The sequence below is a fragment of the Marinobacter sp. genome, assembly GCF_048259445.1.
Classification (GTDB): domain Bacteria; phylum Pseudomonadota; class Gammaproteobacteria; order Pseudomonadales; family Oleiphilaceae; genus Marinobacter.
Window position 1 is genome coordinate 150,809 of the sequence record NZ_JBLXHQ010000004.1, and the last position, 16,023, is coordinate 166,831.

General features: G+C 52.5%; 13 protein-coding genes and 4 tRNA genes. 4 read left to right on the forward strand and 13 right to left on the reverse strand.

Annotated features, from left to right (window positions below; genetic code table 11):
• The first annotated feature begins 49 nt into the window (after positions 1-49).
• A complete protein-coding gene (gap, locus tag ACN0RL_RS04695) occupies positions 50-1,054 on the forward strand; it encodes a type I glyceraldehyde-3-phosphate dehydrogenase (RefSeq protein WP_417514212.1) in 1,005 nt (334 codons plus the stop codon).
• A gap of 78 nt (positions 1,055-1,132) precedes the next feature.
• The gene (gene pyk / locus ACN0RL_RS04700; protein WP_417514214.1) at positions 1,133-2,581 is read left to right on the forward strand and encodes a pyruvate kinase; all 1,449 of its coding nucleotides are present in this window, start codon (positions 1,133-1,135) and stop codon (positions 2,579-2,581) included.
• On the opposite strand, the gene ACN0RL_RS04705 is transcribed toward pyk, so the two are convergent.
• Genes ACN0RL_RS04705 through zwf form a run of 3 tightly spaced genes read right to left on the reverse strand, consistent with a single transcriptional unit; the run spans position 2,574 to position 5,446 of the window.
• Positions 2,574-3,224 (reverse strand): bifunctional 4-hydroxy-2-oxoglutarate aldolase/2-dehydro-3-deoxy-phosphogluconate aldolase, encoded by a 651-nt coding sequence (locus ACN0RL_RS04705; RefSeq protein ID WP_417514216.1) that lies wholly within the window; start codon positions 3,222-3,224, stop codon positions 2,574-2,576. The genes pyk and ACN0RL_RS04705 overlap by 8 nt on opposite strands.
• 16 nt (positions 3,225-3,240) lie before the next feature.
• Positions 3,241-3,960, reverse strand: a complete 720-nt coding sequence (gene pgl / locus ACN0RL_RS04710) for a 6-phosphogluconolactonase (protein ID WP_417514218.1) — start codon at positions 3,958-3,960, stop codon at positions 3,241-3,243.
• Positions 3,947-5,446 carry a glucose-6-phosphate dehydrogenase gene (gene zwf / locus ACN0RL_RS04715; RefSeq protein ID WP_417514220.1) on the reverse strand — a complete coding sequence of 500 codons (1,500 nt, stop codon included), beginning with the start codon at positions 5,444-5,446 and terminating at the stop codon, positions 3,947-3,949. The genes pgl and zwf overlap by 14 nt, the downstream gene beginning before the upstream one ends.
• A gap of 214 nt (positions 5,447-5,660) precedes the next feature.
• Here zwf and hexR point away from each other — a divergent pair, with 214 nt between their 5' ends.
• Positions 5,661-6,539 carry a transcriptional regulator HexR gene (gene hexR / locus ACN0RL_RS04720; RefSeq protein ID WP_417514222.1) on the forward strand — a complete coding sequence of 293 codons (879 nt, stop codon included), beginning with the start codon at positions 5,661-5,663 and terminating at the stop codon, positions 6,537-6,539.
• Between the two features lie 74 nt (positions 6,540-6,613).
• Here the strand turns inward: hexR and ACN0RL_RS04725 are convergent, their stop codons facing one another.
• The 6 genes from ACN0RL_RS04725 to tig form a co-directional block, all read right to left on the reverse strand.
• Entirely contained in the window at positions 6,614-8,467 is a 1,854-nt protein-coding gene (locus ACN0RL_RS04725; protein WP_417514224.1) for a SurA N-terminal domain-containing protein, read from the reverse strand.
• Between the two features lie 114 nt (positions 8,468-8,581).
• Positions 8,582-8,854, reverse strand: a complete 273-nt coding sequence (locus ACN0RL_RS04730; RefSeq protein WP_044386154.1) for an HU family DNA-binding protein — start codon at positions 8,852-8,854, stop codon at positions 8,582-8,584.
• Positions 8,855-9,092: 238 nt separating this feature from the next.
• A complete protein-coding gene (gene lon / locus ACN0RL_RS04735) occupies positions 9,093-11,510 on the reverse strand; it encodes an endopeptidase La (protein ID WP_305895663.1) in 2,418 nt (805 codons plus the stop codon).
• Between the two features lie 173 nt (positions 11,511-11,683).
• Positions 11,684-12,967, reverse strand: coding sequence for an ATP-dependent Clp protease ATP-binding subunit ClpX (gene clpX, locus ACN0RL_RS04740; protein ID WP_199006820.1), 1,284 nt, complete (start codon positions 12,965-12,967; stop codon positions 11,684-11,686).
• Between the two features lie 78 nt (positions 12,968-13,045).
• Positions 13,046-13,681 (reverse strand): ATP-dependent Clp endopeptidase proteolytic subunit ClpP, encoded by a 636-nt coding sequence (gene clpP, locus ACN0RL_RS04745; RefSeq protein ID WP_417514227.1) that lies wholly within the window; start codon positions 13,679-13,681, stop codon positions 13,046-13,048.
• A 187-nt stretch (positions 13,682-13,868) separates the two neighbouring features.
• Complete coding sequence (gene tig, locus ACN0RL_RS04750; RefSeq protein WP_417514229.1) at positions 13,869-15,173, reverse strand: trigger factor; 1,305 nt, start codon at positions 15,171-15,173, stop codon at positions 13,869-13,871.
• A gap of 29 nt (positions 15,174-15,202) precedes the next feature.
• On the opposite strand from tig, the gene ACN0RL_RS04755 reads away from it, so the two are divergent.
• A complete protein-coding gene (locus tag ACN0RL_RS04755) occupies positions 15,203-15,418 on the forward strand; it encodes a hypothetical protein (RefSeq protein WP_417514231.1) in 216 nt (71 codons plus the stop codon).
• Positions 15,419-15,478: 60 nt separating this feature from the next.
• Here ACN0RL_RS04755 and ACN0RL_RS04760 read toward each other — a convergent pair.
• The 4 genes from ACN0RL_RS04760 to ACN0RL_RS04775 form a co-directional block, all read right to left on the reverse strand.
• Positions 15,479-15,563 (reverse strand) — tRNA-Leu (locus ACN0RL_RS04760).
• Between the two features lie 76 nt (positions 15,564-15,639).
• A tRNA-His gene (locus ACN0RL_RS04765) sits at positions 15,640-15,715 on the reverse strand.
• Positions 15,716-15,803: 88 nt separating this feature from the next.
• A tRNA-Arg gene (locus ACN0RL_RS04770) sits at positions 15,804-15,880 on the reverse strand.
• 32 nt (positions 15,881-15,912) lie between these two features.
• Positions 15,913-15,989 (reverse strand) — tRNA-Pro (locus ACN0RL_RS04775).
• Between the last annotated feature and the right edge of the window lie 34 nt (positions 15,990-16,023).

Genomic DNA, 16,023 nt, shown 5'->3' on the forward strand with positions numbered 1-16,023 from the left:
CATTACAACCAGAATTCGAACAAAAATTATCCAGATCAGGAATCAGAATATGACAATTCGTATCGCGATCAATGGTTTTGGGCGGATTGGCCGCAACACACTCCGCGCACTTTATGAAAACAACTACCGCGAGCAACTGCAGGTGGTCGCCATTAATGACCTGGGAGACGCGGAAACCAATGCCCACCTCCTCAAGTATGACAGCGTTCACGGGCGCTTTAATGCAGATGTCAGCCACGATGCCGAATCTCTCAGCGTAAACGGCGACCGGATTGCCATCACGGCTCTTCGCAACCCGGAAGATTTGCCCTGGAAAGCTCTGAATATCGACGTTGTCTTTGAATGCACAGGGCTATTTACCAAACGCGCCAAAGCCGAAGCTCACCTCAGAGCCGGAGCCCGAAAAGTCATTATCTCGGCGCCCAGTCCGGATGCTGATACCATGGTTGTTTACGGCGTTAACCACAACGCTCTCACGTCAGAACACCATATTATTTCCAATGCATCCTGCACCACAAACTGTCTTGCTCCGGTCGCTGAAGCGCTGCATAAAGCCATCGGCATAGAAAGCGGTCTGATGACCACGATACATTCCTACACCAATGATCAGAATTTAAGTGATGTATATCACTCTGATCTTTACCGTGCCCGTTCCGCAACCCAGTCAATGATTCCAACCAAAACCGGTGCTGCAGCAGCCATCGGCAAGATTATTCCCGAGCTTGACGGAAAGCTCGACGGGCTGGCTGTTCGCGTCCCGACGATCAATGTGTCATTGGTCGACTTCGGCTTTATTGCCTGCCGGGAGACATCCGTTGAAGAGGTTAATGCAGCAGTAAAAGCTGCTGCGGAATCAAATCCGGTACTGGGCTACAGCGTGGAAAAACTGGTGAGCGTAGACTTCAATCATAACGCGCTCTCAAGCATTTTCGATGCTAATCACACTCGCGTGATAGGCCGTCATGTAAAAGTAATGTGCTGGTACGATAATGAGTGGGGATTCTCGAACCGGATGCTGGATAATGCACTCGCGCTGATGACAGCCAGTGAATAGATCCGGCTTACCCGAAACTACTCGTAGCTAATCACAGGGCTGCACGAGATTAAACCGAACAACCAAAGGACACGAAATATGCTCAGGCGTACCAAGATTGTCGCCACCCTCGGTCCCGCCACGGATTCTCCCGAATCGCTGGCCGCCATAATCCGCGCCGGGGTGGATGTTACCCGGCTCAACTTTTCCCACGGCAGTGCAGACGAACACATCAAGCGCGCACAAAGGGTTCGGGAAGCAGCTGCCGCTCAGGGCCGCTTCGTTGCTTTGCTGGCAGATCTGCAAGGCCCGAAACTCCGCATCGCCCGCTTCGCTGAAAACAAGGTCATTCTGAAAGCAGGACAAACCTTTGTTCTCGACGCCGCGATGGATAAAGAAGCCGGCACGGAAGAACGTGTGGGTATCGACTATGAACAGCTGATTGATGACGTAAAACCTGGCGACGTTCTTGTGCTGGATGATGGTCGTATCGAAATGGAGGTGCAATCTGTTGCTGATCACAGCATCACATCTTTGGTTCTGATTGGCGGCCCTCTCTCCAATAACAAGGGCCTGAACAAGCGTGGCGGGGGGCTGTCTGCCGACGCCCTGACCGATAAAGACAAGCAGGATATTGTTACAGCTGCGCGCCTTGGAGCCGACTATGTTGCAGTGTCTTTTGTCCGCACGGCCGAGGATATGCATACGGCTCGCCGGCTCCTTAAAGAAGCGGGTTCAGATGCAGGCCTGGTTGCAAAAATCGAGCGCGCGGAACTTGCCCATGACGTGGCAGCACTGGACGCGGTTATCGAGGCTTCCGACGTAGTGATGGTGGCCCGCGGCGACCTCGCCGTCGAGATCGGCGATGCAGAGCTTGTGGGTGTTCAGAAGCACATCATCGCCCGTGCCCGGGTACTGGATCGCGCTGTCATTACAGCAACCCAGATGATGGAGTCCATGATCACCAGCCCTATGCCAACCCGCGCTGAAGTATCTGATGTGGCAAACGCGGTTATGGACTACACCGATGCGGTTATGTTGTCAGCAGAAACGGCAGTGGGTGATTACCCGGTAGAAGCTGTAGAAGCGATGGTGCGCATATGTATAGGCGCAGAAAAGCATCCAACGATGCACCAGTCTAATCACCGGATTCACGAAAGCATGGAGCATGTCGATGAAGCAATTGCTCTGTCAGCCATGTATGCCGCAAATCACCTGAATGGTGTCACGGCTATCATTTGCATGACAGAAACAGGCGCGACGCCCCGGCTGATGTCCCGTATCAAGTCCAGCTTGCCGATCTTTGCGTACTCCCGGCACCACTCCACGCAACACCGGGTTGCGATGTATCGCGGCGTCCAGACGGTTCCATTCGATTCAGCAAAGATTCCGAACGAAAGAACCAATGCGCTGGCCATATCAGAGCTGGTTAACCGGAAAGTGGTGAGCAAGGGCGATCTTGTGGTTATCACCAAGGGTGATTATGTAAACGCCCAGGGCGGAACCAACACCATGAAGATTGTGCGGGTTGGCTCCGATATCAGTTGATATCGGATAGACTGCCACGGGCAATTCCGGTGATCCTCGCCCAGTCTTTCTTCGCAACAGCATCAGCTGGCATCAGCCAGCTGCCGCCGACCGTCTCCACATTGCTCAAGGCCAGATAGCCTTTGGCCGTGTCGCGTCGGATCCCGCCGGTCGGACAGAAAATGACATCCGGGAATGGTCCACTGAAAGCTTTCAGAGCGGGGATCCCTCCAGCCACTTCTGCAGGAAAAAACTTGAACTCGCGATAACCCAGGCCGTAGCCCAGCATCAACTCAGAAGCTGTTGAAACGCCCGGCAAAAGCGGGGCCTCGGAGGTTAAAGCGAAGTCGAGGAGCGCTTCAGTAACGCCTGGAGTGACAATGAACTGGGCCCCGGCCGTTTCTGCCTGGCGATATTGGGCAAGGCTGGTCACCGTGCCAGCGCCGACCCAGACGTCCGGTAAAGCTTCGCGCACACTCTCGATCGCTTTAAGCCCATTTTCCGTGCGCAACGTTATTTCCATCACGCAGATCCCGCCATCGAAGAGCGCCTGGCAAAGCGGGACCGCCTCGTCCGGATGGTTTACAGTGATAACAGGCATCAACGGCGACGCCTTCAAAACAGACCTGATACGATCGCGGTGAAAGCCGGATAATAGGCTCATATTTTCTCCAAAGCGTTCAGGGGCTCCAGAAGACCTGTAAGCCGGGTTTCAGAAAGCCGCGAACCGGCATAGTGAGAAGATCATCCGGCCGACCCAGAGCCAGTTTCAGCGTGTCCAGCTTGTCACCACCCCTGAGGTGCAGTGCGGTAAAGCGGGCCTCACACATAAAGGCGTACGTCAGCGTGATACGTTGCTCTTCCTGCGACGGCGGAGACATGGAAGCAACAGCTTCCCGGTTTTCAGCGTCCATAGCATGAGCAATCTCCGGGGCATCCGGGAAGAGGGACGCAGTGTGGCCATCGTTCCCCATTCCCAGGATCAACACGTCCAGCGGGCGCGTCAGGCTTTCAAGCTCGGTTTTGACAGCATCCAGCCCTTCACCAGGGCTATCTCCTTTTTGTTTAAGGGAGTAATAGGTCGCTGCCGCTGCGTTATTCCTGAGCAGATGTTGTTTTACCAGCCTGGTATTACTGGCCGTGCCGGTTTCATCTACCCAGCGCTCATCTGCCAGTACAACATCCACTCTGCCCCAGTCCAGATTCTTGCGGGACAAAGCCTCAAAAAATGGTAAGGGCGTAGAGCCACCGGAAACTGCAATACTCGCGCGTCGGGCACTCAAAAGCCTGCCCTCAATAAAGCCGGCAACCGCGTTGGCAAGCTCAATAGCAGTCTGCTCAGCGGTTTCGTAAAAGCGCGCCTCGATGCCACAGGGAAGCGCAATCTCAGGCGTCTTCATACCAGCTCCTTCCGTCACGGGTGATCATGGCTATCGAGGCTACCGGCCCCCAGGTCCCCGCGGCGTATCGCTTCGGTGGTTCACCGCCGTCACTCCAGTTCTGGATAATCTGATCGACCCAGCGCCAGGCATACTCCACCTCGTCGCGGCGCACAAACAGGTACTGATTACCTTTCATTATTTCCCACAAAAGGCGCTCATAAGCATCGGGGATCCGCTCCACCTCAAAGGCTTCAGAGAAAGTCAGCTCAAGAGGCCCCTGACGCAGACGCATCCCTTTGTGCAAGCCCTGATCTTTGGTGAGTATTTTAAGTGACATGCCTTCATCCGGCTGCAACCGGATAATCAGCTTGTTGTTCGCCAGGTGTTTCTGATCGGGATCAAAAATATAATGCGGGGCTGGCTTGAAGTGGATAATAATCTGAGACAGCTTTTCGGGCAGACGCTTGCCCGTGCGGATATAAAAGGGCACACCAGACCAGCGCCAGTTATCAATTTCCACTTTCAGTGCCACAAAAGTTTCTGTCTCGCTCCTCTTGATGGCCCCCTCTTCTTCCAAGTATCCCGGAACCGGCTTTCCAACGCTGGTGCCCGCCGTATACTGGCCACGAACGACATATGTTTCCATCATATCCGGAGTTATCGTGCGCAATGCTTTGAGCACCTTAACCTTTTCATCGCGGATACTGTCGGCAGACAAGTCAGAGGGAGGATCCATGGCAATCAGGCATAACAACTGAAGCATGTGATTCTGGATCATGTCGCGGATCTGCCCGGCCTTATCAAAATAGCCCCACCTACCCTCAATGCCCACGCTTTCAGCAACGGTTACTTCTACGTGAGAAATATGGTTCTGATCCCACTGGGATGCGAACAGGTTATTGGCAAAACGCAAGGCAATCAGGTTCTGGACGGTTTCCTTCCCCAGATAATGATCGATCCGGAAGAGCTGACTTTCTTTATACACTTCACCAAGTTCGTCATTGATTACGCGAGAGGATTCAAGGTCGTGACCAATGGGCTTCTCGACAACAACCCGCGTCTTTGCCGTGCAGCAACTGGCGGCACGGAGGTTGCGTGCAATAACGCCGTACATGGCGGGAGGGCTGGCCATATAAACAATCAACTCATTGCTTCTGTCATTATTTCTCTCGTTGCTTCCCTCTGCACGCCAATCATTGAGCACCCGGTAAGCGTTCTCGTCGTGGAAATCCAGAACCTGATACTCCACCCTCTGCAAAAATGCCTCGGCTATTGAGCGATCAAACTCCTCGGGCTTAACGTGCTGTTCCAGCCGTTCCAGCAACTGTTTGCGAACCGAAGCGGTATCGAGTTCCCTGCGGGCAAGTGCAAGTATCCTGCTGCCATCCGCAAGCAAACCCGCTCTCTCAAGCTGGTAAAACGCGGGAAACAGCTTACGCTGAGCGAGATCGCCCAGAGCCCCGAACAACATAATGTCGCAGCGGTTAGAAATACTGTTGACCATCGGGCATGCCTCTCCAGTAAATCAGGCCATAGAATACAAACCTGTGCTCACACGTAAATGTAGTAATTTTATCTAAATAATGACATTGGCCCCGGATTAATCCAAGGGCATTCTCGGGTTATTGATACGTTTACTACCCAAAACGTATTGAAATCCCGGTATAATGCGGTCCTATTGAACAACCATCCCACCAAAGATTGAGGGAGTAGCTTTGATGGCTGTAAACCAGGCGCATCGTGAAGAGAATCTACTGGAAGACATCCAGTCCCGGCTGGACACGCTTAACAAGTCGGAACGTAAGGTAGCAGAGGCTATTTTGCGGGATCCCAGTGCAGCCACACGTTACAGTATTGCGGCTCTGGCCAGAGCTTCAAACGTCAGCGAACCAACCGTGAATCGGTTTTGCCGAGGGTTTTCGGCCACGGGTTTTCCGGATTTCAAGATCCGGCTCGCACAGAGTATCGCGACGGGCATACCCTATATCGGCCAGAACATCGAACCGGATGATACGGTTGCAGAGTTTGCTGACAAGATCATGATGAGCACCATCGCCAACCTTGATAAAGCCCGTCAGGCGTTAGACCCTCGAGCACTGGCAACCGCCATTGACTATCTGATCCAGGCCAGACAGATCAATTTTTTTGGCATGGGCGGCTCAGCCTCAGTTGCGCTTGATGCACAACACAAGTTTTTCCGTTTTAACATTCCGGTCATGTCCTATGATGACGCCCTCATGCAACGCATGGTAGCTGCTGGTGCGAGTGTCGGGGACGTCATAGTAATGATTTCCTATACCGGACGTACCAAAGAAACCATCGACATCGCCCGAATTGCCCGGGACAACGGCGCAACCGTTATTGGCATCACAACACCGGACTCACCGCTAGCAGACGTCTGTACGGTTGCTTTGGAGATTACCGCACCAGAAGACATAGAGGTTTACATGCCAATGTCGTCCAGAATTATCCATCTGACCGTTATTGATATTCTCGCCACCGGCGTAACGCTCAAGCGCGGTACGGACTTTCTTGCGCATCTCAAAAAAATCAAAGACAGCCTGCGGCCTACCCGCATTCCTTCAAAACCTGACTGAGGGCAATTCCGGCAGGCAACAAAAAACCCGGGCAGCAAAAGTTGCCCGGGTTTTTTGTTAACGAAGTATCTTTTTCAGGGTCGAGATACTTCAGCGCTGTTCCTGAGGAACTGCTGATACGCTGCGTATTCACGCTGTCCTTCAAGGGAAGCCATGAATTTACGCAACTGATCCAGGTCTGCACTGTTGTCTCCTGCATCACCCTCGTTTACAGCGTCCAGAGCAATAACAGCAACACCGCTTCGTGTCATTGCAGTGCCATAACTCGCGCCGCTGTCATTGGGGCGGGAAAGTGCGAACACCGTCTGCATAATCTGTGGGTCCACATCCGCAGCGTTTCTTGCCTGATCCTCAAACCCTTCCCAATCACCTGCGTTCAGGGTATCCAGAGACTCACCTTTCTCCAGGCTGGCAACGATGCTCTGAGCCCGCTCATCCAGCACCTCCCGGATTTTACGGGCTTCCAGATTACTACGAATCATATCCCGCACATCTGCAAGGGGCAGTTGCTGAGCTTCGCGGTACTCGCGGGCGCGGGCAACTACAGAGACATTATCACCCACGTCGATCAGCTCGGTGTTATATCCGCTCTCAAGAACGTCTTCCGAGAAAAGCTGACGAACAAGCCCGGCGTGGTCGAATGGCGCCTGGCCACCCTCTATGGTGACACCCTCGGCCACACGAATTTCCAGACCAAGTTCTTTAGCTGGCCCCGCCAGGTCATCTGCAGCATAAGCGGAGTCAGCAAGCTCTGAACGCACTTCTGCATATTTTTCCTGAGCACGTTCGCGCGCGAGTTCAGTGCGCAGTTGCTGCTCAAGTTCTTCCAGAGCAGGAACTTCTGACCGCCGAATATCATCAAGTCGAATCAGATGCATGCCAAAACTGGTCTTCACCGAGCCGGAAACCTCCCCTTCCTCCAGTGCAAACAAAGCCTCTTCAAAGGCTTCATCATAGACACCACGGCCAGCATAGCCCAGATCACCGCCCTCTTTTGCAGACACAGTATCAACAGAAAACTCTTGCGCCAGCTCTTCAAAGCTTTCACCAGCTTCCAGACGCTCCTGAATAGACGCTATGGTCTGTTCGGCATCTGCACCATCTTCAATCAGAATGTGAGATGCACGACGTTCCTCACGGGCCAGATCGCCAGCGCGCTGCGCATAATAGGCCTCAAGATCCTCCTGACTGATCTCGATTTTTTCTGCCAAAGCACCGAGGGATAGAGTTATGTATGCCGCATCTACCTGCTCTGGCTGCCTGAACGCACTTTTGTTTTCCTCGTAAAAAGCCTCGATTTCCGCGTCAGTAACCTCAACTCCATCAGAAACCGCACTGGCGGGAATCTGAACGACACGGAAGCTTCGGGTCTGATTCTGGATTCGCAGAAGTTGTGCAGCATTTGCATCAGCAACAAGGCCGCTTTGCATAATGCCACCACGAATCTGGTTAACCACATATTGTTTACGCATGGCTTCACGGAACTCACCCACGCCCATACCCAGGTTGCGCACGGAAGCCACGAAGCGATCACGATTAAACTGTCCATCAACCTGAAACTGCGGCATCTGGGTAATCAGGGCATCAATATCCGCATCATTGAGCGCAAGCCCCTGAGCACTGGCATCCTGAATAAGCACCTGCTCCTGAACCAGGGAGTCCAGCACATCCTTACGAATCTGATCCTCATTCAGCATAGCGGGATCGGGACGCTCCATAGCGGAAAGACGACGCTGGCTCTCCATCTGGACCACGCGCAGGAACTCCCGCTCGGTAATATCCTCACCATTGACTGTTGCCACCTCCGGTTCGCCGGAGAAGCCACCAACAATGGCGTCCATTCCCCAGATGGAGAGGGACACGACCAACAGACCAATAATGATCTTGGCAATCGTTCCTTGGGAATTTTCCCGTATATCTTGAAGCATGTTTCTCCCGAGCCTCTATTGGTGCTCTCAACGTAAAAAGGCGCACCCTGTTGGAATGCGCCTTGAATTCTTCTTGGCGACTCCGTTTAAAGGGAGCCGCCGGAGAAAGAACCGTTACTTAACGGCGTCTTTCAGAGCTTTACCTGCTTTGAACCCCGGCACTTTTGATGCCGCGATCTTGATCTCGGCGCCAGTTTGCGGGTTGCGACCAGTGCGCGCAGCGCGATCTTTCACAGAGAAAGTACCAAAACCGATCAGAGTAACCTGATCGCCTTTTTTGAGGGCACCGGTGATAGAATTGGTCATTGCGTCCAGAGCACGGCCAGCGGCGGCTTTGGAAATATCTGCTGATTCTGCAATTGCATCGATTAGTTCGGACTTGTTCACACTAAACCCCTTCGCTTTCAGGTTGAAGATGTTCTAGGTCGGATTGTTTTTTCTCGGACGTTCTCGACTATCGCACAAGCGGTCGGAGAATTCCATTCTTCGGTTTTCTTATTCCTTTCGGTATGCAACCGGTGTTCGGAATAGGCACATACTGCGCGGGAGCCCTTGGTATTGGCTGCTTCACGGCGAAACAGTTATACCAATGGGCTCTCCGGCATGTCAACAACTCATCCGGTGTTTAATGTGTATTTATGCGCTCTACAGCATCATTGGAGTCGTCATTTCCTTTAGACGAAGCCGCTTTGTCGTCATCCTTTTCCGCTCGTGGTTCGGGTGGATAAGCCAGCGCAATGTCGAGCACTTCATCAATCCACTTAACCGGTTTAATCTCGAGAGATTCCTTTATATTCTCCGGTATCTCTTTGAGATCACGAACATTTTCGTCAGGAATCAACACCGTTTTTATACCGCCGCGATGAGCCGCCAGAAGCTTCTCTTTCAGCCCGCCAATCGGCAGCACACGACCTCGCAGAGTGATCTCACCCGTCATCGCAACGTCCGCACGGACGGGGATTTTAGTCAGTGAAGAAACGAGAGCTGTGCACATCCCGATACCCGCACTCGGACCGTCTTTTGGCGTTGCACCTTCCGGAACGTGCACGTGTAAGTCGTGCTTTTCATGGAAATCGTCGGCTACACCAAGCCCGGTTGCCCGGCTTCTGACCACTGTCAAAGCCGTTTGAATCGACTCTTGCATGACATCACCCAGAGAACCGGTCTTCACAACCCGACCCTTACCCGGCGTTAACGCACACTCAATCGTCAGCAATTCGCCGCCAACCTGTGTCCAGGCCAAGCCCGTCACCTGACCAATCTGATTATTCTCTTCAGCAAGACCGTACTTGAACTTTTTAACGCCCGAATAGTCTTCCAGCATCTCCGGCGTAATCGTTACTGACGCCTTGTCGCTGCTCTCTACGTGTTCACGCACAACCTTACGGCAGATTTTGGCGATTTCACGCTCCAACCCACGCACACCTGCTTCCCGGGTGTAATAGCGAATCAGATCCCGCAAGGTTTCTTCCGGTATTTGCAATTCGTTCTTGCGCAGGCCGTTTGCAACAATTTGCTTGGGCAACAGATATCTAAGCGCGATGTTGACCTTCTCATCCTCGGTATACCCCGGGATCCGAATGATTTCCATTCGGTCCAGTAAAGCGGGAGGTATATCCATAGAGTTCGACGTGCACACGAACATCACATCGGAGAGGTCGTAATCCACCTCGAGGTAATGGTCGTTAAAGGTGTGGTTCTGCTCCGGATCCAGTACCTCCAACAGAGCGGAAGCAGGATCACCGCGGTGGTCCATACCCATCTTGTCGATTTCATCGAACAGGAACAGCGGGTTTTTAACGCCAACCTTCGACAATTTCTGCAGCAACTTGCCCGGCAACGCCCCGATATAGGTTTTACGGTGACCGCGAATTTCAGCTTCGTCGCGAACGCCGCCCAACGCCATACGGGTGTATTTGCGGTTGGTGGCCTTGGCAATTGATTGACCAAGAGAAGTCTTACCCACCCCGGGAGGCCCAACCAGGCAAAGCACTGGCCCCTTCACCTTCTTCACGCGGCTCTGAACCGCCAAATACTCGAGAATCCGCTTTTTGACCTCGTCCAGACCGTAATGATCCTTGTCCAGTATTTCACGCGCCTTTTCGAGATCGTGGCGTACCCGGCTACGTTTTTTCCAGGGTACCGCCAGCATCCAGTCGATGTAACCGCGCACAACCGTTGCTTCGGCAGACATGGGCGACATCATCTTCAATTTATTGAGCTCGGCTTCGGTCTTCTTGCGGGCTTCTTCGGGCAGTCCGGCTTCTTCCAGTTTTTGCTCTAGCTCCTCGAAGTCGTTGTTCCCCTCACCGAGCTGGCCCATCTCTTTCTGGATAGCCTTCATTTGCTCGTTCAGGTAATACTCACGCTGGCTACGCTCCATCTGCTTTTTGACGCGGCCACGGATACGTTTTTCAACTTCGATCAAATCCGTTTCGCTATCGAGCTTACCCAGCAGCAGATCCACCCGCTTGCGCACATCCAGTGCTTCAAGAAGCTCCTGCTTTTCCGGAATTTGCATATCAAGATGGGCCGCCATGGTATCCACCAAGCGATCGATCTCGTTAATGCCGGTAAGGGAATTAGAGACTTCCGACGGAACCTTTTTGGAGAGTTTTACATACTTTTCAAACTCTTCCTGAAGGGTTTTGATCAATACGCCCTGCTCACGCTCTGGCAACTGATCTTCGTCCATCAACACGGCGCCGGCAGTGAGATAGTCACCTTCTTCAATACCGGAAATACTGGCACGGGCATTACCTTCTACCAGTACCTTTACGGTGCCGTCTGGCAACCTCAGCATCTGCAACACGGTAGCCAAAGTACCCATATCAAACACATCGGCGGCGCCTGGCTCGTCTGTGGCTGCATCTTTCTGCGCAACCAGCAAAATCTCTTTGCTACCCTCCATCGCGGCTTCGAGTGCCTGAATGGACTTCTCGCGTCCTACAAACAGTGGCACCACCATGTGCGGAAACACCACCACATCGCGAAGCGGAAGCAGCGGGTATTCTTGCACGGTTTCTTCGGATATAAGGGTCATAGAGAATCCTCTGAAAACATTTTATTCAGCATACCACCCATCATTGGGGCGCAGACTAAAATTGCAATCTTTTTACGGGGCAAAATTCTTGGCGGGTACTTTATCAGCAGCCATGAAAAAGGGGCGTTGAACGCCCCTTTTTCAGGTAACCGATCTCTCGTTAGCCGAGACGATCAGTCTTCTGATGCTGCCTTTGCATGATCGCTGTTCGCGTAGATCTTGAACGGCTCTGATTCACCGTTGATCACACTCTCATCGACCACCACTTTGGACACATCGGTTTCAGACGGAATCTGATACATGGTATCCAGCAAGGTCGCTTCCATGATGGAACGCAGGCCTCGGGCACCGGTTTTCCGGGACATAGCCTGGCGAGCGACTGCACGTAGCGCATCTTCACGGAAGTCCAGCTCAACGCCCTCAAGATCAAACAGCTTCTGATACTGCTTGGTCAGGGCGTTCTTCGGCTCGGTCAGAATCTGCACCAGCGCATCTTCGTCCAGCTCGGTCAGCGTTGCCACAACCGGCAAACGACCTACAAACTCGGGAATCAGGCCGAACTTGACCAGATCTTCGGTCTCTACATCCTGAATGATATCGCCAGCACTCTTGCTGTCATCCTGACTCTTTACCGTTGCCGAGAAACCGATAGAGCTCCGCTCTGAACGCTCCTGGATGACCTTTTCCAATCCGGCAAAAGCACCCCCACAGATGAACAGAATGTTTCCGGTGTCCACCTGCAGAAACTCCTGCTGAGGATGCTTTCGGCCACCCTGAGGAGGCACAGAAGCAACCGTACCTTCGATCAGTTTCAGCAGAGCCTGCTGCACGCCCTCACCCGATACATCGCGAGTGATCGACGGATTGTCCGACTTGCGCGAAATCTTGTCGATTTCATCGATATAGACAATACCGCGCTGGGCCTTCTCTACATCGTAGTCGCACTTTTGCAACAGTTTCTGAATGATGTTCTCAACATCCTCACCCACGTAACCGGCTTCAGTCAGCGTGGTTGCGTCCGCAATAGTGAAAGGCACGTTCAACGTGCGAGCCAAAGTTTCAGCCAACAAGGTTTTACCGCTACCGGTCGGACCAATCAGCAGAATGTTACTTTTACCCAGCTCAACATCGCTCTTGCCTTCACCGTAGCGCAAGCGCTTGTAGTGGTTGTAGACGGCAACAGCCAGCACAATCTTGGCGCGATCCTGGCCGATCACATACTCATTGAGAGTGTCACGAATTTCTGCCGGAACCGGAAGGCGATCACTCGCTTCTTCCTGGGCATTCTCCTGAATCTCTTCACGAATAATGTCGTTGCACAGATCAACGCACTCGTCGCAGATGAAAACCGAGGGCCCTGCGATGAGCTTACGGACTTCATGCTGGCTCTTTCCGCAAAACGAGCAGTACAGCAACTTGCCGTTATCGTCGCCTCTGCCGTTTCTTTCATCTGCCATTGAAATACCTCTGATCTCGTTTTGCCGGCGCTTCAGATACCCGGGCGCCAGCCAGGGGTGATGCAATTACTTCCAGTATTATTTATTCGGCACGCGCTTATCAAGTATCGAGTCAATTAGCCCGTACTCTTTCGCCTGCGTAGGATCCATGAAATTATCACGATCCGTATCCCTGGAGATGGTTTCCAGATCCTGGCCGGTGTGATGCGCCAGTATCGAGTTCAGGGTGTGGCGGATTTTGAGTATCTCGCGGGTATGGATCTCAATATCGGTTGCCTGGCCCTGATAACCACCCAGAGGCTGGTGAATCATTACGCGGGAATTAGGCAGGCAGGCACGTTTACCTGCGGCACCGCCAGCCAGCAGAAAAGCTCCCATACTGGCAGCCTGACCAACGCACAACGTTGATACGTCAGGTTTGATGAACTGCATAGTATCGTAAATCGACATACCCGCAGTCACAGAACCGCCAGGGCTGTTAATGTACAAATGAATGTCTTTGTCCGGATTTTCCGATTCCAGGAACAGAAGCTGCGCCACGATCAGATTGGCCATGTGATCTTCCACCTGCCCGACCATGAAGATCACCCGCTCCTTAAGCAAACGGGAATAAATATCGAAAGATCGCTCCCCGCGGGCAGTCTGCTCGATAACCATAGGCACCAGGGCAGACCTGGCATCCATTGCGGGACCATCAATTGGATTCTGCGTCATGATACGCCTGAACTCCTTATGGACAAATGGGACGTAGCTTTAAACCACGGCATCTTCACTATTCTTGCATCTTGTACTTTGCCAGCAGAAGATCAAGATGAAAACAGCCGGTCATGCCGGCTGTTAACTCTGTTCCGCCAGCGGAGCCAGAAACTGATCCGGCCCCGTCACTATTACGCCAGCAAACTTAGCGCTGGGGCTGGCCAGCCTGAATGGCTTCTTCGTACTTGACCTTCTTTTCCGTAACCGAAGCCTGAGAAAGCACATAGTCGACAACCTGGTCTTCCAGCACAGAAGATTCGATCTGATTTTTCTGCTCCGGGTTACCGTTGAAGTGCGCAATCACTTCTTCTGGCTGTTCATACGTTGACGCGATCTCCTGGATCTTTTCATCAACTTTGGCCGGATCTACTTTCAGGTCATTCGCCTTTACAACTTCCTGGAACAATAGACCGGTTTTAACACGACGCTCAGCCTGCTCCTGGAAGATCTCTTTCGGCAACTGCTGGAAATCCACCTGGCCACCGAAACGCTGAACAGCTTCCTGGCGCAGACGATCGATTTCCTGATCAGCCAACGATGCGGGAATATCGATTTCTGTTGTTTCAAGAAGACCGTCTACAACGTCGTTCTTGACCTTGTTAGCCACAGCCTGCTTCAGCTCTCGCTCCATGTTCTTCTTCACTTCATCGCGGAAGGCGGCTTCATCTTCTGCCTCGATACCAAACTTGGTAAAGAATTCGGCGTTCAGCTCAGGCAACTGCGGCTCTTCCACTTCATGAATCTTGATGTCGAACTTTGCAGGCTTACCCTTCAGCTCTTCGTTGTGATAGTCCTCAGGGAAGGTTACTTCAATCTCGAGCTCTTCGCCGGCTTTACCGCCAACGATGGCTTTCTCGAAGCCAGGGATCATCTGATCAGAACCGAGGGTCAGCTTATGGCCTTCAGCGGCACCACCCTCAAACTCTTCACCGTCGATGGAACCTTTGAAATCAATGGTCAGCACGTCCTTGTTCTTGGACTTGCGCTTGACCGACTTCATCGTGGCCTGCTGGCGACGCAGGTTATCGATCATCGTATCGATATCCTTGTCGGTAATTTCAGAGGTCAGTTTCTCGATGGAAACTTTGCTCAGGTCGCCCAGTTCAATTTCCGGCATAACCTCAAAGACGGCAACGAACTCAAGGTCTTTGCCTGCTTCCATGGTTTTCGGCTCAAGTTTGGGCCAGCCCGCAGGGTTAATATCCTGCTCCTGAAGTGCCTTTATGTAGTTGTCGCGCATGATCTCGCCGACAATTTCCTGGCGCACGCTGTCACCGAAACGACGCTTGACCACGCTCATGGGCACCTTGCCTGGGCGGAAACCATTAAGGCGCACAGTACGCGCAGTTTCCTGCAGGCGTTTCTGAACCGCCTGTTCAATTTCCTGGGCGGGCACACCAATCGTCATGCGACGCTCAATGCTGGAGGTCGTTTCTACAGACACTTGCATGGAAAATCCTCAAATTTCGGGTTCGGTATATGAATGAAATTAAAACCAAAAGTCCTTTCCTGAGCAGGTTCCTCGGAAAAGACCCAAAATTAAAAGCCGATAGTTTATCACGATTTGCCATGACGAGAGAATCATCTGCAACGCGTAGTTTCAGAGTTCGTGACTACATCGACGACTTAAGGAGTGAGTTGGGGGCAAAAAGAGAAAAACAAAGGGGGAAACTTGTGCACCATAAAGAAATTTGAATTCCTAAGGACCTCCTAAAACGAGAAAAGCCCTTAGAGCAACTCTAAGGGCTTTTAAAATGGTACTCCGGGAGGGACTTGAACCCCCACACCTTGCGGCAACAGGACCTAAACCTATCGTGTCTACCAATTCCACCACCGGAGCGAAAAATCTGGCAAAAAGCAGAGTGTCGACCGCGACAATCGTGTTGTCTGCTAAAACGGAAAACACTTAAAGAAATTGGGGTGGACGAAGGGGATCGAACCCTCGACCGCAGGAGTCACAATCCTGAGCTCTACCAACTGAGCTACGCCCACCACATCGTGATATACCTTGCGGTACATTCGACAAACCACCACTCTTCAACTTTACTGGCTGCGGTTTCGATCAAGCCGGCGGCTGTAATGGCGCGCCCGGCAGGACTCGAACCTGCGACCCTCGGCTTAGAAGGCCGATGCTCTATCCAGCTGAGCTACGGGCGCTTGACCGTTCGCCTAGCTGAACATTCAGAAAATGGTCGGGGTAGAGAGATTCGAACTCCCGACATCCTGCTCCCAAAGCAGGCGCGCTACCAGGCTGCGCTATACCCCGTCTGAACTGAACAACACGTGCATCAGCAAAGTTG

Bases quoted from the DNA above. Each gene is read 5' to 3' on its own strand.
- gap (WP_417514212.1), top strand. From the start codon at position 50: ATGACAATTCGTATCGCGATCAATGGTTTTGGGCGGATTGGCCGCAAC.
- pyk (WP_417514214.1), top strand. From the start codon at position 1,133: ATGCTCAGGCGTACCAAGATTGTCGCCACCCTCGGTCCCGCCACGGAT.
- ACN0RL_RS04705 (WP_417514216.1), bottom strand. From the start codon at position 3,224: ATGAGCCTATTATCCGGCTTTCACCGCGATCGTATCAGGTCTGTTTTG.
- pgl (WP_417514218.1), bottom strand. From the start codon at position 3,960: ATGAAGACGCCTGAGATTGCGCTTCCCTGTGGCATCGAGGCGCGCTTT.
- zwf (WP_417514220.1), bottom strand. From the start codon at position 5,446: ATGGTCAACAGTATTTCTAACCGCTGCGACATTATGTTGTTCGGGGCT.
- hexR (WP_417514222.1), top strand. From the start codon at position 5,661: ATGGCTGTAAACCAGGCGCATCGTGAAGAGAATCTACTGGAAGACATC.
- ACN0RL_RS04725 (WP_417514224.1), bottom strand. From the start codon at position 8,467: ATGCTTCAAGATATACGGGAAAATTCCCAAGGAACGATTGCCAAGATC.
- lon (WP_305895663.1), bottom strand. From the start codon at position 11,510: ATGACCCTTATATCCGAAGAAACCGTGCAAGAATACCCGCTGCTTCCG.
- clpX (WP_199006820.1), bottom strand. From the start codon at position 12,967: ATGGCAGATGAAAGAAACGGCAGAGGCGACGATAACGGCAAGTTGCTG.
- clpP (WP_417514227.1), bottom strand. From the start codon at position 13,681: ATGACGCAGAATCCAATTGATGGTCCCGCAATGGATGCCAGGTCTGCC.
- tig (WP_417514229.1), bottom strand. From the start codon at position 15,173: ATGCAAGTGTCTGTAGAAACGACCTCCAGCATTGAGCGTCGCATGACG.
- ACN0RL_RS04755 (WP_417514231.1), top strand. From the start codon at position 15,203: ATGAATGAAATTAAAACCAAAAGTCCTTTCCTGAGCAGGTTCCTCGGA.